The sequence below is a fragment of the Rhizobium sp. WYJ-E13 genome (assembly GCF_018987265.1).
Lineage (GTDB): Bacteria > Pseudomonadota > Alphaproteobacteria > Rhizobiales > Rhizobiaceae > Rhizobium.
Map to the genome: position 1 here is coordinate 1,412,273 of NZ_CP076854.1, position 25,850 is coordinate 1,438,122.

A 25,850-nucleotide genomic window follows, 5' to 3' on the forward strand; every position below is an offset into this window, starting at 1 on the left:
AGGAGGAAACAGGATGGCCGAAGAATTGGAAACCGAGCGTCCTGACGTTCGCGAGGATGGCAGGCGCCCGCCAAGGGCGGTCGTCGGATCGCAGCGGGTCGAAGAAGAAATCTTCGGCAAGGTCTTCGATTCCAACATCGTCAAGCGCATCTGGGCCTTCGTGCATCCCTACCGGCGCGATGTGATCCTGTCGGTGATTTCGGTGCTGGTCTTCACCGGTATGCAGCTTCTCATTCCACTGATCATCCGCTACGCCATCGACCATGGCATGCAGCCGGGCGACAATGGCTCAGCACTGACCTTGGCGATCGTCGCCTTCCTGATTGCCATCCTCATCAACTACGGGGCCAGCTACTTTCAGGAAACGCTGGTTGGCGGCGTAGCGGAAAACGTGCTCTTCGATATCCGCAAGGCGATGTTCTCCCATCTCCAGCGCGTGTCGCTCTCCTTCATGGACAAGACCGAGGTCGGCCGGTTGATGTCGCGCCTGCAGGGCGACGTCAACTCGATGCAGGAATTCCTGGAAACCTGCGTACTCTCGGTCGGCGATATCTTCCTGCTCTTCGGCATCGTCTTCGTGATGCTCTATCTCGACTTCAAGCTCGGCTTGCTAACGCTGTCGGTGCTGCCGGTTCTCTTCGTCGTGCGCCTGTTCTGGCTGCCGCTTGCCCGCAAATCCTTCATGGCAGCGCACGAGACGAACTCGGTGGCGAACGGCGCCCTGGCCGAAGCGATCCATGGCGTGCGCGCCGTCCAGAGCATGGACCGGCAGGAGGTCAACTTCACGCTTTACGACGACAAGGCGCATGCCAATCTGCTGACGCATCTGACTGCAGCCCGTTACGCGCAGATCATGGTGCCGATCGTCGATACGCTGACCGGTATCGCCATGGCGCTCGTCATCGTCGTCGGCGGCGCGCGCGTGTTGAACCAGGCGCTCGATGTCGGCGTGCTTGTCGCCTTTCTCTTCTATATCCAGCGCTTCTTCGACCCGATCCGTTCTTTGACCTTGCAATATTCCGTCATGCAGCGCGCCATGGCGTCAGGCCAACGTTTGACCGACGTGCTCGACGTGCCGGTCGAAATCAGGGATGCTCCGGATGCCAAGGTGCTTTCGCCCGACATGGACGGCTCTGTCGAATTCCGCGATGTCGTCTTTGGCTACAATCCGAAGCACCCGGTACTCAAGCATGTGAGCTTCAGGGTCAATCCCGGCGAGACGGTTGCCCTTGTCGGCCCGACCGGTTCAGGCAAATCGAGCTGCATGTCGCTGATCCACCGCTTCTACGAAGTGCAGCAGGGACAGGTCGTTGTCGGCGGCCATGACGTCCGCGAGTTGACGCAGGATTCTCTCGGCCAGCAGATCGCCATGGTGCTGCAGGAGCCCTTCCTCTTCACGGGCACGGTTTTTGAAAACATCCGCTATCACAAGACGGAAGCCACCCGCGAGCAGGTGATCGAGGCTGCCAAGGCTGTCGGCGCGCACGACTTCATCATGCGCTCGCCCCAAGGTTACGACAGCATGCTCGGCGAGCGCGGCGGCAATCTCTCGCTCGGCCAGCGCCAGCTTCTCTCCTTTGCCCGCGCATTGGTGGCCGACGCCAAGATCCTGGTGCTCGATGAGGCGACCGCCAATATCGACAGCTATACGGAGATGCTGATCCAGAAGGCGCTGGTGAAGCTGCTCGAAAACCGTACCGGCCTCGTCATCGCCCATCGCCTGGCAACGATCCGGGAAGCCGATCGCATTATCGTGCTGCAGAATGGCGAAATCGTCGAAAGCGGCAATCACCAGCAGCTCATGAAGAATGGCAAGCTTTACTCGAAGCTTTACAATCTCAACTACGCTTCCTTCGACGATATTCCCGAGGACGTGCTGGAAGAAACGGTGACGGAATCAGCGACCTGACGCCGGCAGTTGCGATTGCGCGTTTGACCCAGCCGAATTCGCCCTGAGGATTTCAGTGCAAAATATAAATTGAGGCCCTGCGCGCCATTTCTTGGCGGGCCTGCCTCAAAAGGTGCAAGATTTGAACGAACAAACGCCGCCGTGGAGCATTTTATGTTCTATAGGGGCGATTTGCGACTAAGGAGAATGTTATGAAGAGAATTGTTGGCAGTCTGTTGATTGCGATGGCCCTTGTGGGCTCGGCTATTCAACCTGCTGCCGCACGCGACCATCATCACCACGACAATACCGGCCGTGCCATTGCCGGCGGCCTGGCAGCTGGTGTCGTCGGTGGCCTGATCGGCGGCGCCATCGTCAATAGCGGTCCCCGCTATGTCGACGGCCCGCGCTACTATGATGCAGGTCCGCCACCGCCGCGGTGCTGGTACGAGGATCGTGACGTCCGCAACCGCTACGACGGCGGCTATCACACCGAAACCGTACGGGTCTGCGATTAACGGCTTCGAGAATCACTTGACGCACTAAAGCGGCATTGACCTGATCCCTCGGTATCGCCGCTGCCTCTCGCCTCCTCGGCCGGGATTGGAGTTGCAATCCCGGCCATGCTCGCCAGAAACTGACGACGGTATTGGTTGCGGCTCATTCCGCCCAGCCGGAAAAATCTCTCATCTGTCATTCGTCTGCAAAGAACCACCGTTAGGTGTCGGCCCGGGCAATTGCACGGCTGTGCCACATGATTGCACCCGCGCAATGGGCAGAGAAAATGGACGGGGATGAATTCCTGAAACGACAAGACTTGGACCGCCCCTCCGGCGCGCCCAGTGTCAACTTACTGCCATCGTTTCTCTCTTCATCATCTGCTGGTGGAGATTGCCACATCGCATCACCCGTCCGCGGCTCATCCAGCACCAGTCTTCAATGCTGATCGTTGAGCGGTGCTGGAAGGCAAATGTTTTTATCGCGCACGGGGCGCGTTGAGGGAAAACCGATGAGTGATGGTCCTGTGAACGACGGCAAGGCACAGAAGAAGGAGCGCATGCGCTTCGTGAGCGCCGAACAGGTGGCGCAGCTTGCCGGTGTTTCCCGCTCGGCCGTATCGCGCACCTTTACGCCGGGAGCAAGCGTTGCACCCGCGACGCGCGAGAAGGTGCTGCGCGCGGCTGAGGAACTCGGCTACCACGTCAACGATCTTGCGCGCGGCGTACTGGCCAATCAGAGCCGTCTTGTCGGCATTGTCGCCACCAAGCCGGAAATCGGCTTCCGCGCCCATCTCGCCGCAGCGCTCGCCAAGTTCCTGATCCAGCGCGGCAGCATTCCGATCCTCATCAACACCGGCCAGACGGAAGTCGAACTGCTGGCCGCCCAGAAGATGCTGATCGGCCATCGCGCAGAGGCGATCATCATCCTTTCCGGCTCGCCGCCGGCAAGCTTCTTCGAGCTTGCGCAGCGCAACGGCCAGCCGCTCATCGTCATCGGCCGCTCCGAACCGGATGCCGACCATGTGCGCGCCGGCAACTCGGAAGCCTCCCGCAAGGCGGCGACAGTCTTTTTCGAGGGTGGACGACGCCGCCTGGCAGTTGCCGGCTCCCACACCGGCACACCGAGCATCATCGAGCGCGAAAGCGCCTTCCTGTCGACGGCCGAAGGTCTGGGCGCAGAAGTGTTCATCGGGCGCGGCGCGGATTCGGATTATGAGAGCGGCATTACCGCGGGCCGCGCCCTGTTTTCGCAAAAGATGCGTCCCGACGCCGTCTACTGCGCCAACGACCAGATCGCCTTTGGGCTGATGGACTATGTGCGGCAGGAGACCAAGCTGCGCATTCCCGAGGATGTCGCCATCATCGGCTTCGACGATGTTCCCGAGGCGTCCTGGCTGAGCTATCAGCTGACCACCTTCCGTCAGGATCCGCTGGTCATGGCGCTGCGCGCCGTCGAACTGATGGAGCGGCGCCTGGCAAATCCGGACTTGCCGCCGGGTTATGAACGCGTCATTCCTGAGCTCGTTTTCCGCCAGAGCTTCAGGCCCTGATTCCTTTCCGAAAGATCCCCATGCATTGCGAATTTCCTGATGATGCCCGCTTCGTGCTTGCCAAAGACGTGATCCTTGATGCGGCAGGTAAGGCGCTCTCCTACTTCTCCGATCTCTCCTCACTGGAAACAGGCCACAAGCTGAACGGCCAGGATGTTGTGAGCCAGGCCGATAAGGCCGTGGAAGCAATGATCCGCGAGCGCATCACCGCCGCCTTCCCCGATGATGGCGTGCTCGGTGAAGAGGAAGGACTGGCAGAAGGTCCTTCCGGTTATCTCTGGGTCGTCGATCCCATCGATGGCACGAGCTGCTTCGTGCACGGCATCGACCAATGGTGCATCTCGATCGCCATCATGAAGGGCGAAGAAACCGTGCTCGGCCTCATCTGCCAACCGACATCGGGCGATCTTTTCGTGGCGAGGAAAGGCGCCGGCGCCTTTCTGAACGGCAAGGCGATCAGCGTCGACAAGACCACCAGGATCGGCACCGGGCTTCTCGGTGTCGGCGCCAATTTCCGCATTCCGCTGAAGCAGGTCTCGATCTTCATCCACCTGCTGCTGGAGGCAGGTGGCATGTTCATCCGCAACGGGTCCGGTGCGCTCATGCTGGCGCAGGTCGCCTGCGGTCGGCTCGCCGGCTATTATGAACCGCATATCAACGCCTGGGACTGCATGGCCGGGCTGTTGATGATCCGCGAGGCCGGCGGCTGGACCGAAACCTTCCCCGGCAAGGGCACTCTTTTGACCGGTGGCCCGGTCATCGCCGCAGCTCCCGGCGTGAAGGACGATCTCATGCGGCTCGTCAGCCGCTCGCTGCAGGATGAATTGGCGTAAGTCCGCCGCCCTGCGGAAAACAGCCTCGGCACATTTGGTGCCGAGGCTTTGATTTACAGGGTCGTCAGGCGCCGCGCGGCACGGCGTCATGCTCCTTGCGCGCCATCACGGTCGCGACGACAAAGACCAGCAGTGCGCCGGCGGCAAGGCAGGCGGCCAGGAAGAACATCGGTGCAATGATGCTTCCCGTCTCATCCTTGATCCAGGGTACGACGTTCTGGGCAACGAAGCCGCCGAGATTGCCGACGGAATTGATGGCGGCAAGCCCGGCCGCAGCCCCCGCCCCCTTCAGGAAGCGCGAGGGCAGGCTCCAGAAGACGGGCTGCGGCGCGAAGATGCCGGCTGCGGCAACGCAAAGAAAAACGAATTGCAGCACGTGGTTCGAAACGAGTGCGGACAAGAGAAGGCAGGCAGCACCGATGAAGGCCGGAATGACGATATAGGGCGTCTTTGCCTTCGCCCGGTCAGCGGCAGCCGGCACCGCCCATAAGGCGATCGCGACGAGCACCCAGGGGATGATGTTGATGAAGCCGTTCATGGTGTTGCTGACACCGAAGGCGCGAACGATCGTCGGCAGCCAGTAGCTGAGGCCGTAAGCTGCGAGCGGAAAGGCGATGTAGCAGAGCGCCATCAACAGGACGCGGGGGTCGACGAGCGCCTTGAAGCCGTTTTCGGCATTGTGGTCCATGCCGGAATTCTCGGATGCAAGCCGATTTGCGAGCCAGTCCTTCTCCTTGTCACTGAGGAAACTTGCACTTTCGGGCCGGTCGTAAAAATAGAAGAAGGTGACGATACCGGCGATGACGGCCGGAATGCCGGTTGCCAGAAACACCCATTGCCATCCTGCATGGCCGAGCAGGCCGTCGAGATCGAGCAGCATGCCTCCAACCGGCGCGCCGACCGCATTGGCAAGCGCGCTGAAGATCATGAACAGCCCTACCATGCGGCCACGATAGGACGACGGAAACCAAAGCGTCAGAAGATAGAGGACGCCGGGAAAGAAGCCCGCCTCGCAGACACCGAGCAGGAAGCGCAGGATATAGAACATCGTCGCATTCTGCGTATAGGAGAGCAGGATGGTGACGATGCCCCAGGAGACCAGGATGCGGGCGAACCAGACGCGTGCGCCGAACCTGTCGAGGAACAGGTTGCTCGGCACTTCAAAGAGGAAATAGCCGATGAAAAAGAGCGAGGCGCCAAGGCCATAGGCATATTCGCTCATGCCGAGCGCATCGACCATTTCGAGCTTGGCGTAGCTGACGTTCTGACGATCGATATATGCAATGAGGTAAAGGATTCCGAGGAATGGCATGAGCCGCCAGGTAATCTTCGAGATCAACTGCTGTTCGTTGACCATGTAAATTCTCCAAATGGTTGTTGCTTTTCTTCTCGATAGATAGCCGCATATCGCAGATTATCAACCGCGCCGAGCGGTTGGGGGAGGCCACCGCATTGACAAGCGATATGTCGACAGTCATGCCTAACGGAGCGGAAGCCATCCATCCCGTCGTATCTCCAGAGAGGTCATCATGACCCTGCCCTCCCCCCGCGATTTCCTGACCTTGCTCTTTTCCGCAGCCGTGCGTGCCGCTGATCCCCTGACCGGCATCACCGCGCATCTGCCGCAGAAACCCAGGGGTAAGACGGTGGTGATCGGCGCCGGCAAGGGAGCGGCACAGATGGCGCGTGCGCTGGAAGGCGTGTGGGACGGGCCCCTCGAAGGCGTGGTCGTTACCCGCTACGGCTATGGCTGCGAAACGCAGAACATTAAGATCATCGAAGCTGCCCATCCGGTTCCCGATGCCGCCGGCCTTGCCGCCTCCAGGCAACTGATGGCGGCTGTCGCAGGATTGAATGAGGACGATCTCGTCATTGCCCTGATCTGCGGCGGCGGCTCGGCGCTGCTGCCTTCCCCGCCCGAAGGGCTGACACTGCAGGACGAGATCCTGCTCAATGAGCTGCTGCTTGCCTCAGGCGCACCGATCTCGGCCATGAACGTCGTGCGCAAGCATCTCTCCACCATCAAGGGCGGACGGCTGGCGGCAGCGACGAAGGCCCGCGTCGTCAGCCTGATCGTCTCCGATATTCCCGGTGACAACCCCGCCCATGTGGCCTCTGGCCCGACCGTTCCCGACAGCTCGACCCGGCATGATGCGCTTCAGATCATCCGGCAATACAGCCTCAAGCTCCCACAGGCGGCTATCGATCATCTGAACTCCCCCAAGGCCGATGCGCCGCGACCGGGCGATCCGGTCTTTGCCCGCCACGAACATCACATCATCGCCTCGGCCGGCGTATCGCTCGAAGCCGCAGCCGAGCTCGCCCGTTCTCAGGGCATAACACCGGCGATCCTGTCGGATTCCATCGAAGGGGAAGCGCGCGACGTGGCGCTGGTGCTAGCGGCGATCGCCCGCGAGGTCGCGGGTCGCGACCGGCCCTTCACGAAACCGGTCGTCATTCTCTCCGGCGGCGAGACGACGGTGACATTGCGCGCCAAGGGCGGCAAAGGCGGCCGCAACTGCGAATTCGCGCTCGCGCTCGCACTGGCGATCGACGGGTATGACGCCATTCACGTGCTTGCCGCCGACACTGACGGCATCGACGGCTCGGAAAACAATGCCGGCGCATTTTCCGACGGCGGTACCGTCAAGCGGCTGCGCGCTGCCGGTCTCGACCCGCGCCGCGTGCTCGATACCAACGACAGCTATTCCGGCTTCAAAGCCATCGGAGACCTGTTCGAAACCGGCCCGACCGGCACCAATGTCAACGACTTCAGGGCGATCCTGATCGTCTGACTGTTCGTCTGCGCAAGATCAGGGTGGTCACCGCTCTACCGATGCGTTCTCGGATAGGGATTTGCCTCCGGCGGCGTCCAATTGGCAAGCGTCGCGGGATCGGGTTTCCATACCTCGACCTTCAAAGGATGGCAGGCGGCCACATCGCTGGAATGGCTTGCGCCGCAATCCCCGCCCGGGCAGGCCGACAATGCTCCGAGAAGATCGATCTCTGCAAAGAATTCGATGAAATCTCCCGGCCGCACGGGACTGGCCTTCATGAAATACTGGTGTGTATCCCTGGTGAAGCCGGTGCACATGAAGACGTTGAGCACATCATGCACATGCATCTCGGCCTGTTGGAGCGGCATGCCCGTATCGGCGGCAAGCGCTCGCGTCAGGTTCGAATGGCAGCAGTGATGATAATCACCGTCCTTCAGCAACCGGTTGGTATAGGGATCGCAGCGGGTGCCGATGACGTCATGAATGCCGGCGCCATCCTCATCCCAACCGTACCAGCCGAGACTGTCATAGGTGATGGTCGCCATGGGGCGCAGATAGGGCAGCGTGCTCCAGAGACGATCGCCGACACCGACATGGGTGGCATGCAATGCCCGCGTCTTGCCGCTGAAAAACCGTTCGGTGAGATCGGCGGCGTTCCACAGATTGAGGTCACCGACCTGTGGGCCGTCCACGCTGACGATGCGGAAGAAATGCCCCTGCGGAACATGGAAGCTGCCCGCCTCGCGCGGCGGCACGATCAGTTCGCTGACCTTCGTCAGCGTTTGCCGGGCACTCTCGAAAAGACTGAGATCGGCCAACGGCAGCGTCTCGACGGGATAGACGACCACGGGCGGTGCTGCGCGTCGCTCGGCTGCGTCAGAAGGAATTGGCACGATCGACTGTTTCGACATCCTGATATTTTCGCTCCGCTGGCGGTTTTCGGGTCTTGTGCCCCGCGAGACACGATAAGTCGATGAGCACTCTTAGCGAGGCTGCGGCATTGGGCAACCGAGATGATTCTTGCGCTATGGACAAGTTTTGCTTAGTCATCTCGACATGAGAAACCTTCCCCTCGCATCCCTACGGGCATTCGAAGCGGCCGCGCGCCACGAAAGCTTTGTCCGGGCGGCTGCCGAACTGAATCTGAATCCCACCGGCATCAGCCAGCACGTGAAGGCAATGGAGACTTGGCTCCGTATCCCCCTGTTTCGGCGTCATAGCCGTGGCGTGACGTTGACGGCCGCCGGCAGGGAATTTGGCGCGGCCGTCACCTATGCGTTGGCGCATATCGACGTCGCCGCCGGGCAGTTGAGGCTGGAAGCAAACAGCCGCCCGGTCAGCGTTGCGTGCATTCCCTCCATGGCAGTGCGATGGCTCATTCCGCAGCTGCCCAGGCTGAGAATTGCTTTTCCTGAAATCAGGATCAACATCGTCTATGCGCTGGATGCCAGGACGCCCGAAGCGGCCGGTGCCGACCTGCTGATCTGCCACGGATTCCGGCCGAGCACCGGCGCCATCAAGCTCCTTGATGCCGAAACCAGACCAACCTGTTCGGCAGAATTCCTCGCCCGGCATGGCCCATTTCACAAGCCAGCCGACCTGCTTGCCTGCGAAATCCTGCATGACGAGACGACCGATGCCTGGGCGCGCTGGCTGTCAGGTGCCGGCATCCATTCCGCGCCGAAGGCCGGACCTATTTTTGCCGACTTCAATCTCATGATCGGCTCGTTGATCAGTGGCCAGGGTGTCGGCCTTTGCCCAACCGCGCTGATTGCAGAAGAGATCGCGGCAGGTTCGCTTGTTTCCCTCTTCGAGCGGGCTTCCGATATGGACAAGGCTTATTGGCTCATCGAGGCAAAGGGCCTCTCGCGCGAGGCAAAAACGCTTCGTGATTGGCTGCTTGCTGCAAGACAGGAGAACTGACGGGACGATCAGGCCTTAGCCCGCTTCGGAACAGGCAGATCCAGAGGTGTCATGCGCCAGGTGTTGCGGCCATCGGCCTTGGCGCGATAGAGCGCCCGGTCCGCCTCCTGCACGAGCGCTTCGCCGTCCACTCCGTCCGCCGCAGCAATGCCGATGCTGACACCGAGACGGATGGCAAGTCCATTGATCACAAAAGGCTGTTGGAAGGCGTCGATACAGCGCTCAGCGAGATCAATCGCCTCACCTCTTTGCCCCTTCATCAGGATTGCGAATTCATCACCGCCGAGGCGGGCGACCAGATGGCCCCGCGCATGTATCTGCAGCCGCCCGGCGACATTTTTCAGCACATCATCGCCGGCAGCATGGCCAAACGTATCATTGACAGGCTTGAACCCATCCAGATCCAGGCAGCAGATGATGACCTTTTCCCGATCCTCCGATGCAAGGGCTTTTTCGAGCGCTTTGTAGAATTGCATCCTGTTCGGCAGGCCTGTGAGAATATCATGATGTGCCAAACGATTGGCCTCAGCCTCTGCAAGGATCCTGTCGCTGACGTCGGCGACGGTAAGCAGCAGCCGGCGCTCGGCCCCCTCGAGGAGCTGGCGAACATAGATCAGCACGTGGCGCTCCGATCCGTCCAGCGTCGTCTGTCGCCAGATCGTTCGTGTATCACGGTCACCGTCGAGATGAAGGAGGATCTTCTCGAATGCCTGGAGTTCGTCGTCGACATGCATGTCGCAAGCCCGCTTCGACAGTAGCATCGCGAGTTGGAAGCCATAGAAATCAACGGCTGCCTGGTTGGCCTGAAGAATGGCAAGGCTCTCGCCATCGCACAAAAGCATGGGCATGGGATTGGCGTCGAACAATTGGCGAAGCCAGTCTTCCCGCTGCTTGAGGCCGGTAATATCGATGCGCATGCCGATGGCGCCACCGTCGGGCGTGCGCCGGTCGTCGTGGCGCAGCCACCGGCCGTCCCGCAACTGCTGTTCCTCCTGCGAAACCGGCTGGCGGAATTTCTGCATGCGGGCGCTGAACCAGGCCTCCTTGTCCTCGACGCGCTCTCGCATCTTGTCCCCGGCGAGACTGGTCCTCAAAATATCCTCGAACGCGGCACCGGGCCTCAGGTGCTCGGCTATGTCGGCATAAAGCTCGGCATATTTCTGGTTCCAGAGAACATAGCGGTCGTTGGCGTCGAACACGCAGACCGCTTCCGGCAGCATCTCTATGACATAGCGCAGGCGCAGATTGGCCTCGCGCGCCGCGTAACCTGCCGGACGCTCGTCATCAACAGGCTCGAGGAAAGCAGCTGTGACCGTCTCTGTGCCTGCGGACCATTTCATGACCTGTACGCGGTATGATCGACGATGACCGGAACGATCGCTGGTGAAAGCGGTGGAGACGCCTGAGAACAGCGGCCATTCCGGCATGAGTTCGGCAATGTCCATTCCGGCAGGCTGGTCTTCGAGTTGGAGGAGATGCCGGGCTTCGGCATTGACAAAGATGACGCGGCCGGCGGCGTCGAGCACGAGCACCGCCATCGGACACGCCTCCAGGAATGCAGGGATCTCAGCACCAAGCATCGTCAGTCCAACCGTCAAGTCGCTTCAGCAGATCTTTCGGCTGTGACTTTAACAGCGGAACGTAAAGGAATGTAACCAAGTATCAGAGAGCGAGAATTTCATAGCCAACCCGAAGCAAGACAAGGTTTCTCGAAAGTTAAGAGAAGACCAGAATGGAATGTTCCAGGACGGAATGGCTTGGGTACTGAATTGTTTTCACCGCTTTCACTTCGATTATATCCCAAGGTCGGCCCGCGTCTTCTTGCCTCAGCAAGGAACAGCCATGCCCTCGACCAACAACACGCGAGTCCGCCACGCTGGCACAATTGGTATGATTTTTCATGAACCGGCAAACGAAAGAAATAACTAGTCTATAGATTTTATAGATAATTCGACACCCTTGCCGTCATCGCTTCCTGACATTGCAACCTCAAACGGGAAACATCAACGATGACATTGGCAAAAACACTGGGAACGGCTGTGCTCGGCCTCATCTCTCTTGGCATGCTCAGCAGCGTTGCAGCGGCCGAGGCAAGCGCACCGCTGCTCGACAAGGTGCCGACGGGAACGGTTCTGACGATCGGTGATCCGATCACGCAGAAAGCTCTGGAGGTTTCCGGCCTCATCAAGGAACTCACCTTCGAGGTCAAATGGGCCAATCTCAGCGGCGGCCCCCAGACCTCCGAAGCCTTCCGCGCGCATGCACTTGATGTCGGCTCCGTGGCCGAAATCCCGTCGATCTTCGCGACCTGGAACAACCTGCCCGTCCGCAATATCGCCTATCGCGAACGGAAAGACCCGATTGCCAATCCAATCTACCGCTTCGGCATTGCGCCCGACGTCGACGTCAAGTCGCTCGCAGATTTCCGCGGCAAGCGCATCGCCTTCAGCCCTGGCCAGGCCCAAGGTACGCTCGTGCTTCGCGCGCTCCATGCCGCAGGCCTGACAAAGAAAGACGCCACGCTGGTCGAGTTGCCGAGCACCGGTGACGTCTATCCGAAGGCACTGGCCAGCAAGCAGGTCGATATCGCGCCGCTCGGCGGCGTCAATATCCGTCGCTACATCAGTCAATATGGCTCCGATGGCGCAAGCCTCGTCGCGCACGGCCTGCGTGACGACCCAGCCCATCTCTATGCACCGCAATGGGTGCTGGACGATCCCGCAAAAGCAGCCGCCCTTGCCGAATATGTCCGCCTCTGGGCGCGCGCAACCGAATGGGTCGATCAGAACCCCGAGATCTGGATCAGGGAATATTACATCGGCCAGCAGGGCCTCAGCCGCGAGGATGCCGAATTTCTTATCAAGCTCGCAGGCACCCAGGTCATCCCCGATAGCTGGGCGGACGTGAAGAAGCGCCATCAGGAAACCATCAACCTCTTGGCCAGCGAGCTTGGCTACAAGCCCTTCGACGTCGAACAGATCTTCGACAACCGCTTCGAAAAAATCGCCGCAGGCGCTCTGCCAAGAAGCCAGTGATCGCACATGCCGTCCATAGCGAAGAGAGGAGATCGCAAGCATGGCAACCACCTGGGATGCAGATAACGTCAAGGCGTCACGGATATCGCCGCGTGGAAGCGCTGGCGTCACCGACACGGCAAAACCCTCAGCCTCCCGCGCCCGTCGCAGGCTCGGCCCCGGACGCGAGATACCCTTCGGACTGCAGATCGGTCCGGCACTGCTGGTGCTGGCCTGGGTTGCCGGATCGGCATTGGGGTGGATCGATCCGCGCATTCTCTCGGCGCCCTGGACGGTCGTCGAGGCCTTTGGACGGTTGATCGCCGAGGGTCGCCTTCAGGATAATTTCCTGACCTCTGCGACCCGTGCGCTGCTCGGCCTCAGCATCGGGCTTGTCATCGGCACGGCTCTCGCGGTCCTCGCCGGTCTGTCCCGCATCGGCGAGGCGCTGATCGATGGCCCGATCCAGATCAAGCGTGCCATCCCGACGCTGGCGCTGATCCCGCTTTTTATCCTGTGGTTCGGGATTGGCGAAGGCATGAAGGTCACGACCATCGTGCTTGCCGTCATCATTCCGATTTACATCCACACGCACAACGCACTGCGCAGCATCGACAGCCGCTATGTCGAACTCGCCGAGACGCTCCGCATGAGCCAGAAGGATTTCGTCTTTCAGGTCGTGCTGCCCGGCGCTCTGCCCGGCTTCCTTCTCGGTCTACGCTTTGCCGTGACCCTCTGCTGGGTGTCGCTCGTGGTGGTCGAACAGATCAACTCCACCAGCGGCCTCGGCTACATGATCGATCTCGCTCGCACCTATGGCCAGACCGACGTCATCCTCGTCGGCCTGGTGGTCTATGTGCTGCTCGGCCTCGTCTCGGACGGCCTCGTCCGCCTGCTCGGACGGAGGGTCCTTTCATGGCGCCGCACTCTGGCCAACTGAAACCTGCCGTGCATGTGGAAAAGCTCGTGCGACGTTTTGCGGCGAAGACAATCCTCGACGGCGTCGATCTCGATATCGGCGAGGGCGAGTTCGTCGCCCTGCTCGGCAAAAGCGGCTCAGGCAAGAGCACGTTCCTCAGAGCCCTTGCCGGCCTCGACCACGAGGTCGAGGGAACTGGGACGCTTGAGACGCCGGAAGAACTTTCGGTCGTCTTTCAGGATGCCCGTCTGCTGCCCTGGCGCACGGTCATTCAGAACGTCACGCTCGGTCTGCCGGATAAAGCCGGACAGAAAGCCGGACGCAGGGCGCTCGCCGAAGTCGGTCTCGAAGGACGGGAAACTGCCTGGCCGAACCAGCTGTCCGGCGGCGAACAGCAGAGGGTGGCACTCGCCCGCTCGCTGGTGCGTGAGCCGGTCCTGCTGCTGGCCGACGAACCCTTCGGCGCGCTCGATGCGCTGACCCGGCTGAAGATGCATGACCTCTTGCGGGAGCTTTGTGCGAAACACCGCCCCGCCGTTCTGCTCGTCACCCATGATGTCGATGAGGCGATCTCGCTCGCCGACCGAATCCTGGTGCTCGATGAGGGCCGTTTTGTCGAGGATCTGCGCATCGATCTGCCGGCGCCACGCGATCACGGCGATCCGCGCTTCGCACAGATCCGAACCCGTCTTCTGAGACGGCTCGGGGTTGATGCCGCCGGCCGTCACGCTGCCTGAAACCAAAGGAGATCGTCATCATGGCTAATCAGAAAAGACAGATACGGCTTGGCGCGTTCATCATGGCAACCGGCCATCATGTCGCCGCCTGGCGCCACCCGGACGCACAAGCCGATGCCGGCCTGAATGTCGATCACTATCGCGAGCTCGCCCAGACCGCCGAGCGCGGCAAATTCGACCTGGTTTTCGTTGCCGACAGCCCGGCCGGCTGGGAGCGGGCCAAAGACCCCGAAGCGCTGCGCCGCACCGCGCAGGGCGCCCATTTCGAGCCGGTGACCCTGTGGGCGGCGCTTTCTCAGGTCACAAGCCATATCGGCTTTGTCGCAACCGCCTCCACCACCTATGAAGACCCCTATCTGCTTGCCCGCAAATTCGCCTCGCTCGACTATATCTCCAAGGGGCGCGCGGCCTGGAACGTCGTCACCACGGGAGCCGATGTCTCCAAGAATTTCTCGATCCCCGGCCATCCGGCTCATGCCGACCGTTATGCGCGGGCAGAGGAATTCGTCGATCTGGTGAAGGGCTTGTGGGATTCCTATGAGGACGACGCTTTCATCCGTGACAAGGAAAGCGGCGTCTATCTCGATCCGGACAAGGTGCATCAGCTCGACCACAAAGGCCAGTTCTTCTCCGTCAGCGGCCCCTTGAATGTCGGCCGCCCGGTGCAGGGCTATCCCGTCATCGTCCAGGCCGGCGCATCCGAGCCGGGTCGCGAGCTCGCGGCGCGTACCGCCGAGATGATCTTCACCGCGAACCAGACGCTGGAGGACGCTCAGGAATTTTATGCGGACGTCAAGGGACGGCTCGGCCGCTATGGACGCAACCCGGATGAACTGCTGATCAGCCCCGGCATCTTCCCGGTCTTAGGCGGCACGGAGGCCGAAACACGGGAAAATTACGAATATATCCAGTCGCTGGTTCACCCCTCGGTCGCCTGGAACATCCTGTCGCGCCACTACAAGGACGTCGATCTCTCCGGATATTCGCTCGACGATCCAGCCCCACCACTGCCCGACAACACCGAGCTCAACAAGAGCCGCCTCAAACTGGTCACCGATCTGGTCTCGCGCAACAATATGACGCTGCGCGAATTCTATCTGGCGGTCGCGACCGCCCGCGGACACCGCACGGTTGTCGGCACGCCGGAGCAGGTGGCCGACGCGATGCAGGAATGGTTCGACAATGGTGCGGCGGATGCCTTCAACATCATGCCGCCGGTCCTGCCGAAGGGGCTGACCGACTTCGTCGATCAGGTCGTGCCGATCCTGCGCAAGCGCGGTCTTTTCCGCGAGGAGTACGAAGGCACGACGCTGCGCGAGAACCTCGGTCTGCGGCGTCCACCGAATGGGCTGGCGCTGAGAGCCCGGCAGGGCACATCGGCCCGGGCGGCCGGATAATCCCTCCTTCGCAGAACATGCGGGCGATTGCAACGCAGCCGGCCGCACTATTCCTTCTCATTCAATCACAGAGAACGGCAGGCATATCGCATGAGCAGCAATCCGGAATTCCTTTGGTATATCCCCAATGCCGTCAAAGCCGGCCATCGCGGCGATTCCGCGACCGCAGACCATAACAGCCTGGAAACGCTGACCAGCCACGCCAGGGCGCTGGAAGAGCACGGCTGGAAGGGCGCGCTCATCGGCACCGGCTGGGGCCGTCCCGACACCTTCACGCTGGCCACTGCGCTTGCGGCACGCACCACCACCTTCGAGCCGCTGATCGCAATCCGCCCCGGCTACTGGCGGCCGGCGAATTTCGCGTCGGCGGCAGCCTCGCTCGACCATCTCACAGGTGGGCGGGTGCGCATCAATATCGTCTCTGGCAAGGACAATCTTGCTGCCTATGGCGACAGCGAGGGCGATCAGGCGCATCGCTACGGCCGCACCAAGGAATTCATGCGGCTGGTGCGAAAACTATGGACCGAGGAAAACATCACTTATGCCGGTGAACATTTCGGGGTCCGCGAATCCACCGTCGTGCCGCGCATCCAAGCCCGCGGCGAGCGGCGTCATCCGAAATTCTATTTCGGCGGCGCCTCGGAAGCAGCAGAGCGTGTCTCCGCTACTGAAGCCGATGTTCAGCTCTTCTGGGGTGAACCGCTCGATGGCGTGAGGGAGCGGATCGAACGCCTGAAGAAGCTGAGCCGTGACCTCGACCGCGACCTGCCACCGCTTCAATTCGGGCTGAGGATCACGACGCTGGTGCGCGACACCACCGAAGTGGCCTGGGCCGACGCAGAGGCGAAGGTCGCCGAGATGGCAAACAATAGCGGTGCTGGCTGGCACGATCACCACCGCGCCGTCGCCGTCGGCCAGCAGCGCCTGCTCGATCTGCACCAGCGCAGTGAAGTGCTCGACGACAATCTCTACACCACGCCCGGCAAGTTCGGCGGCGGCGGGGCGGGCACGACTTGGCTCGTGGGTTCTGCAGCGGATGTCGCCCGCTCATTGCGCAAATACCGGGAACTCGGCATCAGCCATTTCGTGTTGTCCGACACGCCCTATCTTTCGGAGATCAAACGACAGGGCGCACAACTGCTGCCCCTGCTCAGGGCAGCATGACGCTCAGAACTTCACGCTTGCCGAAAGCGTGGCGCTGAAGGGTTCGCCGATCTGGTTTGCGAGCGCCGTGGAACCGATCGAGGAGGTATAATAGGTCTTGTCGAAAATGTTCTTCAGGTTGAGCTGTATCGTCAGCGGCCGTTCGAACTGCACGGTGTAGGCCGCAAAAGCGTCCGCCACCATGTAGCCCGGCAGGAAATAGGCATTGGTATTGATGCCTGCCCGCTTGCCGGCGCCGCGAATGCCGGCGCCGATCTTCAGCGTGTTACCGTTGCCGCCAACCCCGCCGAAATCATAGGTTAGGAACAGCGAGCCGGTATGACGCGGCACATTGACCGGCCAGTTGCCCGCATAGTCGCCCTTCAACACTTCCGCATCGGTAAAACTGTAGCTGGCAATCAGGCTCAGTTCATCGGTGATCTCGCCGGCGATATCGACTTCGACGCCACGGGCGCGCACGAGGCCGGCCGTTTTAACGACGGTTAGCCCGGTGAGCGGATCCGCTTCATTGTAGGCGACGTTCTTCTTGTCGCTGGTATAGAGCGCCACATTGGCGGTCAGCCCGTCCATCATCTCGAACTTGCTGCCGATCTCATAGGAGATACCCTCTTCCGGCGGCAGGTTGCCGTAATAGCTGGCGATCGAGGATTGCGGCCGGAAGGTCTCAGCCGCATTGGCATAGAAGGAGACATCCGGCGTCAGCTTGTAGACGATGCCGCCGCGCGGAAGCCACTTGTCGCCGCTGCTGTCCGTATTGGTAATAAACGGACGTCCCTTGCCGGCCATCAGCTCATAGTGCTGGTATCGCAGACCACCCACCAGGATCCACTGATCGGTGAGATAGAGCGAATCCTGAAAGTAAGCCGAGGCCGTATTGATCTTTTCGGTCTGGTCGCTGTCTGCCGCAGACACGGTGGTGCAGGCCGGCATCTTGCCATAGACCGGATTATAGATGTTGAAGTTCACTGATTGCGGGCAACGGATCAGATCGCTGCGGAACGTATCTGCATAGTCATAGGAAGCGCCGAACAGCAATTCATTGCGCAAGCCACCGATCTCGACATCACCGGTCAGGTCGGCGCGGACGGCGTGATTGTAGATTTCCGAGCCCTGCGTCGCGTCGGCGCGCCGCGTCAGATTTCCGTTCCTGGCATTGTAGGCCATGACGCGGGCTTGGTTGTCGGAATATTCGTTATAGCTGTAGCTATAATCGAGATTGAGTTTCCAGTTGTCGTTGAACTCATGCTTGACGTTGAGGGTCGCTATATCGGAGCTGCCCTCAGAAATATTGTAGGGTTCGTCGAAACGGATCTTGGGATCAACGTCAACCGCATGGCCGGTATTGAGATCGAAGATCGTGCCGCGATCGAAGGGTACGCTGTAATCCTCATGTGTATAGGAGAGCGTGACCTCGGTATCCTCGCCAAACCAGGTCAGCGACGGAGAGATGATCCAGTCGCGCGTCTCGCCGAAATTGCGCCAGTAATCGATCTTCTTGTATTCGCCGATGATACGGTACGCAAAATCCGTGCCTTCGATCGGCCCGGTGAAATCAAGCCCGGTCGTTCCACCACCGAAGCTCGAAAGCGAGCCATAAACCTCACCGCCGAATGTCTGCTCCGGCTTCTTGGTGACGACGTTGATCATACCGCCGGGATCGAGAATGCCGTAGAGAGTGGATGCTGGGCCTTTTAACACCTCGACGCGGTCGGAGGTGGCATTGAAGCTGCGCGGCAAGGCGGTCTTCAGACCATTGGTGAGGATCGAGCCGTCACGATTGTCGCCGAAGCCGCGACGGATGAAGGAATCCTGCGTGCCGCCGAGCGTGTTCGACTGGCCGATGCCACTGATATTGGAGAGGGCATCGTCGAGCGACTGTGCCTTCTGATCCTTCAGCACGTCCTGGCTGACGATGTTGACCGCCTGCGGAATGTCGATAAGCGGCGTGTCAGTGCGCGTTGCCGTCACGGTGGAGATCGGCTGATAGCCCTGTGTGTCGCCATCCCTGCTGCTGCCCCTGACAACGATCGGCTTCAGCTCGGTGATGTCACCGTCCACCCGGCTGCCCCTCTTGGCGGCTGTCGTCTCGGTCTTCTTCGCATTGACAGCCGCATCTTGAGCCATGACCGGATAGGCAGCACACGCACTTAAAATTAGAAAGACCGCGCGTAAATGATTGATCCCGTTGCCCGCACCAGCCGTCTTTCTCTGCTTCATCCAACCTTCGTATCCTTGCGGATATCGCCCCATTCATACTGTCGATCTTGAAAATTCGCGCAACCGCGATGGGCAGGCTTATTCTTTTCATGAATGTAGTAGTCAACTTTTAATCGGCAGATTTTCCGACTGGATAAGGCTGCGGACCATCGTCGACAGGCGTTGCCCGATGCGCCTGATATCCGCACTAGGCTCGGAAAATTGAGTGGAGTCAGCGGGATAACACCCCCTTTGCCAGATAGGATATCCCATCCGCTGAAGCCCTTTGAAGCGCTTTCCGTTCATCGAAGCCTATTTGTCGAAGAATTTACAGCAGGAAAAAATTGACTACTACAGTCATGAATACTTCTTCTCTCGGCAAAACTGCGCGAAAGCGGACATGCAACACGGACAAAAACACAGCATCAGCCTCGATCATGCATCCGGGCAAGATCGCACCATACCATTGATGGTCGAGGACATTGCTGCCGGCTACGGTCGCCGGCAGATTCTCGACAGCGTTTCCCTCGATATCCCCGAAGGAAAGATGACGATGCTGGTCGGCCCGAACGGTTCCGGCAAGTCGACGCTCCTGTCGGTCATGTCCCGACTTTTAAAGCCCACCTCCGGAACGGTGCATCTGGACGGCCGCCTGCTCAATACCATGCCGACGCGCGAGATCGCCCGCAGGCTCGGCCTCCTGCCGCAGAGCCCGCTTTTGCCGGAGGGGCTGACGGTCTACGATCTCGTCTCTCGCGGCCGCTATCCGCATCAGGGTTTCCTGCGGCAATGGACGGAGGCAGATGATGCCGCCGTCGAGCACGCGCTGCGCATAACCGATACGCTGTCCTTTGCCGCACGCCCCGTCGACAGCCTCTCCGGCGGCCAGCGGCAGCGCTGCTGGATCGCCATGGCGCTCGCGCAGGAAACGCCTGTTATCCTGCTGGACGAGCCGACCACCTTCCTCGACCTGCATTATCAGGTGGAAGTGCTCGACCTCCTGAGTCACCTCACCCGTGCCCATGGCCGCACCATCGTCGCTGTGTTGCATGACCTCAACTTCGCCCTGCAATATGCCGATCGCCTTGTCTTCCTGAAGGACGGCGCAATCCGCGCGATCGCCGAACATCCCGGTGACTGTACAGCGGAACTGATCCGCGACGTATTCAATGTGAATGTCGTGCGGCTCTCCCATCCCGAAACCCACGTGCCGCTCTTTCTTCCGGCAGCCGGGCGCGGGGGCAAGGAGCGATCATTATGAGCGCGGCGCCAACCGCCGGCGCGAGCATGCCGGCGCAGATACGCCCGGTGCGCGGCCTTGCCGCCTTCGCAGCACTTGCTGTTCTTCTTCTCGCGCTGGCATCGATTCATGCCGGCATCGGGGCCCGACCCGTTGCGCCAGCGACGCTCCTGAAAGCCGTCTTCGCCTTTGACAGCCACAATTTCGAGCACCAGATCCTGGTGAAGCTTCGTTTCGCCCGGTTGGCCGGCACACTTCTGGTCGGCGCTGCGCTCGGCATTGCCGGCCTGCTCTTGCAGTCGCTGCTGCGCAATCCGCTCGGAGAGCCGCATATTCTCGGCCTGAATGCCGGTGCAAGCCTTGCCGTCGTCGCCTCGACCGCCCTGCCCTTTCTAGCCGGCGGCTTTGCCCGCCCGCTGGTTGCCGCACTCGGCGCCGGAGCGCTCTTTGCCCTCGTGCTGATGCTCGCCTCGGCCGGCCGCTCGGGCCTGACCGTGCTCAAGGTCACCTTCTGCGGCATTGCCCTTTCAGCACTCGCCTCGTCGCTGACATCCACCATCCTCATCCTTGACGAAGAAACACTGCAGGAGATGCGGCTCTGGCTCGCCGGGGATCTCGCAGGGATCGGCTACGGACCGATCGGGGCCGCCTTGCCGGCGATCGGTATCGGCACATTGTTATCCCTGTTGATCGCACCAAGGCTCAATGCGCTGGCGCTCGGGGACGCAGCGGCAACAGGCCTCGGGGTGCCGGTGCGCAGCACGCGTGCAATCGGTCTTGTCGCAACGGCGCTGCTCTGCGGCGCATCCGTCTCGATCGCCGGGCCGATCGGCTTTATCGGTCTCATCGTGCCGAATGCAACCCGCTGGCTTGCCAGCGGTGATCTCAGATTTGCCCTGCCGCTCTCGGCGCTTTGCGGCGCCACCCTGCTGCTTGCCGCCGATATTGCTGCACGCGTGATTGCCGGGCCGCACGAGCTTGCCACCGGCATCATGACCGCGATCGTCGGCGCGCCGCTCTTCATCTTGGTCGTGGCGAGATATTTCCGATGACCATTGCAGTCGAGAACGGATATCGCCGGCTCAGCGTCGGACCTTTTCGCCGCCGCATCCATCTGCGCAGCGTCATCCTCTGCGGCCTGCTTGGCCTCCTCGTCGTGGCCATGGCACTTGCCGCAGCGCCGCTCGGCAGCCACGAGGCCGGTTTCGCCGACCTCGTCACCGTGATTTTCGATCCGGTCCATGCAACCGGCGACGGTCATGCCATCATCAGGGAATTCCGGCTGCCGCGTATCATGCTCGCGGTACTCGCCGGCGCCATGCTCGGGCTTTCGGGTGCAGCCATGCAATCGCTCACCCGCAACGGCCTTGCCGATCCAGGCCTGCTCGGCGTCAAGGAAGCGGCAAGCCTTGCAGTCATCGGACTGATTGTCTTTTTCCCGACGGCCAGTCCCGTCCTGCGGCCTTTTGTTGGCATGGCCGGCGGGCTCTTCAGCGCCCTTCTGGTCGTCTTCATCGCCCAAGATCTGTCACGCATGCGTTTCGTGCTGGTCGGCGTCGGCCTGTCATGGCTGATGGCCGCCGCCCTTTCCATCATCCTGACGACCGCGGATATCCGCGATTTGCAGACGGCAATGGTCTGGCTCGCCGGCAGCCTCAATGCCGCCTCCTGGGATATTATTCCGATCGCTCTCGTCTGCGCCATCATTGGCGCGGCGATCCTATTCCTGACGGCGGGTGCCGCGGATGTCGCCCTGCTCGGCGATCAGGCCGCCACCGGCCTCGGCGTACGGCTGCGCCATCTCTCCATCCTGCGTTTTGTGGCACCCGTGTTGCTCACCGCAGCCTGTGTCGCCTGCGTCGGCAGCCTCGGCTTTGTCGGCCTGCTCGCACCACACATGGCGCGGCTGGCGATCCGCGGCAATCAGACGGCGTTGCTGACGGGCAGCGCACTCTTTGGCGCCGCACTCGTCCTTGCCGCCGATACGATCGGTCGGATTGCCTTTGCACCCCTGCAGCTTCCGGCCGGCATCGTGCTGTCGATCGTCGGCGTTCCCATCCTTCTGCTTCTGCTCAGGAAGCGCCGAAACCTTCTGTGAGGATATCGATGTTCAAGCTTTTACCGGCCGTCCTTCTCGCCCTCGCCGTCAGCGCGACTCCGCTTTTGGCCGAGGATGCGCCAAAACGGCTCTTTACCGACGATTTCGGCCGCAAGGTCGAGGTGCCGGTCCATCCACAGCGCATCGTCTCCATGCATGATCTCGACATTACCATTCCGCTGATCGAGCTTGGCGTGCGCCCGGTCGCGAGCCACGGCCGCACGGGCCTCGACGGCAAGGCCTATCTGCGTGCGAGCCCGATCCTGACCGGCATAGATTTCGATAATTCCGGCATGAGCTATATCGGCGCCGTCACCGTCGATCTGGAAGCCGTCGTCGCCGCCAAGCCGGATCTCATCATCACCGAACCGGGGCGCACAACGCCGGTCGAACAGCTCGAAAAGATCGCCCCAACCATCATCATCGACAATACGGTCGGCAGCGCCCCCCATATCTACCAGCGGCTGGCCGATCTGACGGGTACTGAAGACCGCCTCGCTATTCTCGATCGCCGCTATCGCGCCCAGATCGAGGCGCTGAAGCAGGTAATGGATCCATCCAAGGTCACCGTCTCGGTGCTGCAGGCGCAGAACGGCAAGATCAGCATCTATCATACCTATCGGGCGCTCGGCCGGGTATTGCGCGATGCCGGCTTCCGCTTCCCCACCATCATCGACGCGATTCCGGAGGGCGATAGGATCGAGGTCAGCGCCGAGCGCCTGCAGGAGCTTGACGCTGACTTTATCTTCGACACCTATCGCTCTGATACCGGCGGCACGCCGGCCGAGGAGATCGATGCGATGAACAAGGTGATATCGGACTATTGCCAGTTCCTCGCCGCCTGCCGGGAGGGACGCTACATCCTGCTGCCGCGCGAGGAAGCAATCTCCAATTCCTATGCGGCGCTCAACCTGATGGTCTCGGTCGTACAGTCCCATATTTCCGGACGCCCGAGACCGCAAAAGCCCCAGGAATAGCGGTTTCCAGGCTTCCAAAGCCGGGCGAAATCCGACAAGGTACCCTTCTTAAGATGAGTATTAAGAGAAGGTATTCGCTGGCATGGACGACGCCCCCAGAGCCCAGAAAAAGCTGCGCCGCATCGACCGTTTCGGGGAGAGGCTGAAAAATCGGCGTGCCTCGCTTTCGCCAAGCCTGCTCAGCGTCGTCGATTATATCGATCAGCACCGGCACGCCGTACTCGGCAAATCGGCGCTCGAGATCGCCTCGGAGACCGGCACCTCGGACGCAACCGTCATCCGCGCCATTCAGGCGCTCGGCTTCGAAGGGCTTGTTGACCTCAGGGACACGCTGGAAGCCCATATCGGCGAGACGGACTCGCCCTCGGAGAAGATGGCCGCTACGACACGGGAGCTTGCCAGCAGCGCCGATTCCGCCATCGATTTCGTCGTCAACGATCACCGTAGCGCTCTTGATGCGCTCTCCTCGCCAGCCAATCGCGCCGAGATGGGCAAAGTGATCTCGGTCATCCGCGACGCAAAACGCATCGGCGTCTTCGGCATCGGCGCTTCGGGCATTCTCGCCACCTATGCGGCTCGCCTCTTTTCCCGCAACGGCTACCCGTCCTATGCGCTCAACCTCACTGGCATTGCGCTGGCCGAACAGCTTCTGACGATGGAAGAAGGCGATGCGTTGATCTTGATGGCCCACGGCAGGCCCCACCGCGAAGGCATGACGACGATTGCCGAAGCCCAGCGCCTGGGCATTCCGATCGTCATGCTGGTCGGTCAGGAGGATACGGTGCTGCGCAAACATGCTGAGGCATCGATCGTCATTCCCCGCGCCAAATCGGACCATGTCTCCCTGCACGGGCCGACGCTGGTTTGCATCGAGGCCATTATGCTCGCGCTGGCCGGAAGCGCCCGCGAGCGGACGCTTGAGTCTCTCGACCGGTTGCTGACGCTGAGAACCGCAATACGGCCGAGCAAGAAGTGATGAGAGACTGGCCCACAGAGGCTGCCACCGCCCGAAGCGGCGGGCGCGTTAATGGGCGCCCGCACCTCCACCGGCCTGCGGCTTTTTAGTGAGAAGCAGTGCGAGTGCTGCCAACACCAGCACCACGCCGATCACAGCGAATGTATCGCTGAAGCCCATGATCAGCGCCTGGCGCTTGACGATCTGGCCGAGCGCGACGATCGCCTCCTGCGATGCGACGGCCGGATCGGTGACACCGTGCTGGGTGAAATAACCTGTAAGCTGGGTCAGGCGGTCACGCACCTCGTCACGGGTCAATGTGATCGACTGACCGATGATGTTCGAGTGGAACTGCTCGCGCTTCGTCAGGATGGTGCCGAGCGAAGCCGTGCCGACCGCACCACCGAGATTGCGCAGCATATTGGTGAGGCCCGAGGCAGCAGCGGCATCGGCAGGCGCAATACCGGCGGTGGTGATTGCAGTGATCGGCGTCAACACCAGGGCCTGGCCGATGGCGCGCACGATATTCGGGATCCAGAACTGGTCGCCGGCATTGTTGGCCGAGAGCGTGATGTTCATGAAGCAGCTGATCGCGAAGATCGAGATGCCAAGGAAGCCAATATAGCGGGCATCGAAGCGCTTCATCAGAACCGGCACCAGCGGGATCAGCAAGAGCTGTGGCAGGCCGGTCCAGGCAAGTACATTACCGATCTGCTCGGCATTATAGCGCTGCACCTGGCCGAGATATTGCGGCAGGATATAGACCGTGCCGAAGAGCGCCACACCGACCAGCACGTTGACCAGCACGCCGATGCCGAAATTGCGCTGTGTGAGCAGGCGCAGCTTCACCAGCGGCCTCTTGACGGTGAGCTCGATCCAGATGAAGGCGGCCAGGAAGACGAAGGCCAAGATGCCGAGCTTGACGATGAAGGGCGAGGAGAACCAGTCGTCCTTGTTGCCTTCTTCCAGCACGGTCTGCAGCGCCGAGAGGCCAATTGCCATGGTGACGATGCCGGCCCAATCGCCCTCCTTGAGAAGGTGAAGCTGCATCGGCTGCTTTTCAAGCGTCAGAGCGAGAGCCGCCGCCATGATGAGGCTCGGGATGGTGTTGATGAAGAAGATGGTCTGCCAGCCGTAATTCTCAGTCAGGTAGCCACCGATCGTCGGGCCGATGGCCGGGGCGAAGGTGACCGACAAGGCGAAGACGGCAAGACCAAGCGGCTGCTGGCTCTTCGGCAGCTTGGTCAGCACCATGGTGAAGGCCATGGGGATCAGCACGCCACCCGCAAAGCCCTGCAGGCCGCGCAGCAGGATCATCGTGCCGAGATCGTGGGCGAAGGCACAGGCCATCGAGAAGAGCGGGAAGAGGATGGAATTGACCAGGATATAACGACGGAACGAGAAGACATTGCTGAAATAGGCCGTCAGCGGAATGACGACGATCTCGCCGATGAGGTAGGAGGTCGAGATCCAGGCGCCGTTATCGACGCCCGTGCCGATGCCGCCCTCGATATCGAGGAGGGAGGCATTGGTGATCTGGATATTGAGGATCGCCATGAAGGCGCCGATCATTCCGGCGAGAACGGCGATCCAATCCCTTGTGCTGGCCTTGGTGCTGACGCCCGGCTGCGGAACAGCACCTGATGTTGTTGCGATACTGGACATGACACGATCTCCTGCCC

At 61.0% G+C, this 25,850-nt stretch carries 21 protein-coding genes; 16 read left to right on the forward strand and 5 right to left on the reverse strand.

All coding sequences use genetic code 11. The annotated features are described in order from the left end of the window. Positions 1–13: 13 nt before the first annotated feature. The 4 genes from KQ933_RS27990 to KQ933_RS28005 all read left to right on the forward strand — a co-directional run bounded on the left by KQ933_RS27990 (position 14) and on the right by KQ933_RS28005 (position 4,771). Complete coding sequence (locus tag KQ933_RS27990) at positions 14–1,909, forward strand: ABC transporter ATP-binding protein (RefSeq protein WP_216759253.1); 1,896 nt, start codon at positions 14–16, stop codon at positions 1,907–1,909. 191 nt (positions 1,910–2,100) lie between these two features. After that, on the forward strand, positions 2,101–2,406 hold the full coding sequence (locus KQ933_RS27995; protein ID WP_216759254.1) for a hypothetical protein: 306 nt from the start codon (positions 2,101–2,103) through the stop codon (positions 2,404–2,406). 491 nt (positions 2,407–2,897) lie between these two features. Further along, entirely contained in the window at positions 2,898–3,938 is a 1,041-nt protein-coding gene (locus tag KQ933_RS28000) for a LacI family DNA-binding transcriptional regulator (RefSeq protein WP_216759255.1), read from the forward strand. Positions 3,939–3,958: 20 nt separating this feature from the next. Next, positions 3,959–4,771: an inositol monophosphatase gene (locus tag KQ933_RS28005; protein ID WP_216759256.1), complete on the forward strand. Its 813-nt coding sequence runs from the start codon at positions 3,959–3,961 to the stop codon at positions 4,769–4,771. 64 nt (positions 4,772–4,835) lie between these two features. Here KQ933_RS28005 and KQ933_RS28010 read toward each other — a convergent pair whose 3' ends face one another. Then, positions 4,836–6,128, reverse strand: a complete 1,293-nt coding sequence (locus KQ933_RS28010) for an MFS transporter (protein WP_216759257.1) — start codon at positions 6,126–6,128, stop codon at positions 4,836–4,838. A gap of 172 nt (positions 6,129–6,300) precedes the next feature. Here KQ933_RS28010 and KQ933_RS28015 point away from each other — a divergent pair, with 172 nt between their 5' ends. Continuing rightward, positions 6,301–7,566: a glycerate kinase gene (locus tag KQ933_RS28015; protein WP_216759258.1), complete on the forward strand. Its 1,266-nt coding sequence runs from the start codon at positions 6,301–6,303 to the stop codon at positions 7,564–7,566. A 35-nt stretch (positions 7,567–7,601) separates the two neighbouring features. Here the strand turns inward: KQ933_RS28015 and KQ933_RS28020 are convergent, their stop codons facing one another. Continuing rightward, positions 7,602–8,459: a DUF1989 domain-containing protein gene (locus KQ933_RS28020; protein WP_216759259.1), complete on the reverse strand. Its 858-nt coding sequence runs from the start codon at positions 8,457–8,459 to the stop codon at positions 7,602–7,604. 145 nt (positions 8,460–8,604) lie between these two features. Between KQ933_RS28020 and KQ933_RS28025 the strand changes: the two genes are divergently transcribed. Then, positions 8,605–9,471 (forward strand): LysR substrate-binding domain-containing protein, encoded by an 867-nt coding sequence (locus tag KQ933_RS28025; protein ID WP_216759260.1) that lies wholly within the window; start codon positions 8,605–8,607, stop codon positions 9,469–9,471. A gap of 8 nt (positions 9,472–9,479) precedes the next feature. On the opposite strand, the gene KQ933_RS28030 is transcribed toward KQ933_RS28025, so the two are convergent. Continuing rightward, complete coding sequence (locus KQ933_RS28030; RefSeq protein ID WP_253958355.1) at positions 9,480–11,009, reverse strand: diguanylate cyclase; 1,530 nt, start codon at positions 11,007–11,009, stop codon at positions 9,480–9,482. 471 nt (positions 11,010–11,480) lie between these two features. Between KQ933_RS28030 and KQ933_RS28035 the strand changes: the two genes are divergently transcribed. The 5 genes from KQ933_RS28035 (at position 11,481) to KQ933_RS28055 (ending at position 16,702) form a co-directional block, all read left to right on the forward strand. Next, the gene (locus KQ933_RS28035) at positions 11,481–12,506 is read left to right on the forward strand and encodes an ABC transporter substrate-binding protein (protein ID WP_216759261.1); all 1,026 of its coding nucleotides are present in this window, start codon (positions 11,481–11,483) and stop codon (positions 12,504–12,506) included. Positions 12,507–12,546: 40 nt separating this feature from the next. Further along, entirely contained in the window at positions 12,547–13,425 is an 879-nt protein-coding gene (locus KQ933_RS28040) for an ABC transporter permease (protein ID WP_216759262.1), read from the forward strand. Continuing rightward, on the forward strand, positions 13,401–14,141 hold the full coding sequence (locus KQ933_RS28045; protein WP_216759263.1) for an ABC transporter ATP-binding protein: 741 nt from the start codon (positions 13,401–13,403) through the stop codon (positions 14,139–14,141). Before KQ933_RS28040 ends, KQ933_RS28045 begins: the two co-directional genes overlap by 25 nt. A gap of 20 nt (positions 14,142–14,161) precedes the next feature. Further along, on the forward strand, positions 14,162–15,538 hold the full coding sequence (locus tag KQ933_RS28050) for an LLM class flavin-dependent oxidoreductase (RefSeq protein ID WP_216759264.1): 1,377 nt from the start codon (positions 14,162–14,164) through the stop codon (positions 15,536–15,538). 90 nt (positions 15,539–15,628) lie between these two features. Beyond that, a complete protein-coding gene (locus tag KQ933_RS28055; protein WP_216759265.1) occupies positions 15,629–16,702 on the forward strand; it encodes an LLM class flavin-dependent oxidoreductase in 1,074 nt (357 codons plus the stop codon). 3 nt (positions 16,703–16,705) lie between these two features. On the opposite strand, the gene KQ933_RS28060 is transcribed toward KQ933_RS28055, so the two are convergent. Next, the gene (locus tag KQ933_RS28060) at positions 16,706–18,919 is read right to left on the reverse strand and encodes a TonB-dependent siderophore receptor (RefSeq protein ID WP_216759266.1); all 2,214 of its coding nucleotides are present in this window, start codon (positions 18,917–18,919) and stop codon (positions 16,706–16,708) included. A 448-nt stretch (positions 18,920–19,367) separates the two neighbouring features. On the opposite strand from KQ933_RS28060, the gene KQ933_RS28065 reads away from it, so the two are divergent. The 5 genes from KQ933_RS28065 (at position 19,368) to KQ933_RS28085 (ending at position 24,189) form a co-directional block, all read left to right on the forward strand. After that, a complete protein-coding gene (locus KQ933_RS28065) occupies positions 19,368–20,159 on the forward strand; it encodes an ABC transporter ATP-binding protein (RefSeq protein WP_253958434.1) in 792 nt (263 codons plus the stop codon). A 26-nt stretch (positions 20,160–20,185) separates the two neighbouring features. Further along, entirely contained in the window at positions 20,186–21,190 is a 1,005-nt protein-coding gene (locus KQ933_RS28070; protein ID WP_253958435.1) for an iron ABC transporter permease, read from the forward strand. Continuing rightward, positions 21,187–22,236 (forward strand): iron ABC transporter permease, encoded by a 1,050-nt coding sequence (locus tag KQ933_RS28075; protein WP_216759269.1) that lies wholly within the window; start codon positions 21,187–21,189, stop codon positions 22,234–22,236. The genes KQ933_RS28070 and KQ933_RS28075 overlap by 4 nt, the downstream gene beginning before the upstream one ends. 8 nt (positions 22,237–22,244) lie before the next feature. Next, on the forward strand, positions 22,245–23,213 hold the full coding sequence (locus KQ933_RS28080) for an ABC transporter substrate-binding protein (protein WP_216759270.1): 969 nt from the start codon (positions 22,245–22,247) through the stop codon (positions 23,211–23,213). Positions 23,214–23,295: 82 nt separating this feature from the next. Further along, the gene (locus KQ933_RS28085) at positions 23,296–24,189 is read left to right on the forward strand and encodes a MurR/RpiR family transcriptional regulator (RefSeq protein ID WP_216759271.1); all 894 of its coding nucleotides are present in this window, start codon (positions 23,296–23,298) and stop codon (positions 24,187–24,189) included. A 48-nt stretch (positions 24,190–24,237) separates the two neighbouring features. Here the strand turns inward: KQ933_RS28085 and KQ933_RS28090 are convergent, their stop codons facing one another. Continuing rightward, entirely contained in the window at positions 24,238–25,833 is a 1,596-nt protein-coding gene (locus KQ933_RS28090) for a DHA2 family efflux MFS transporter permease subunit (protein ID WP_216759272.1), read from the reverse strand. Positions 25,834–25,850: the final 17 nt, after the last annotated feature.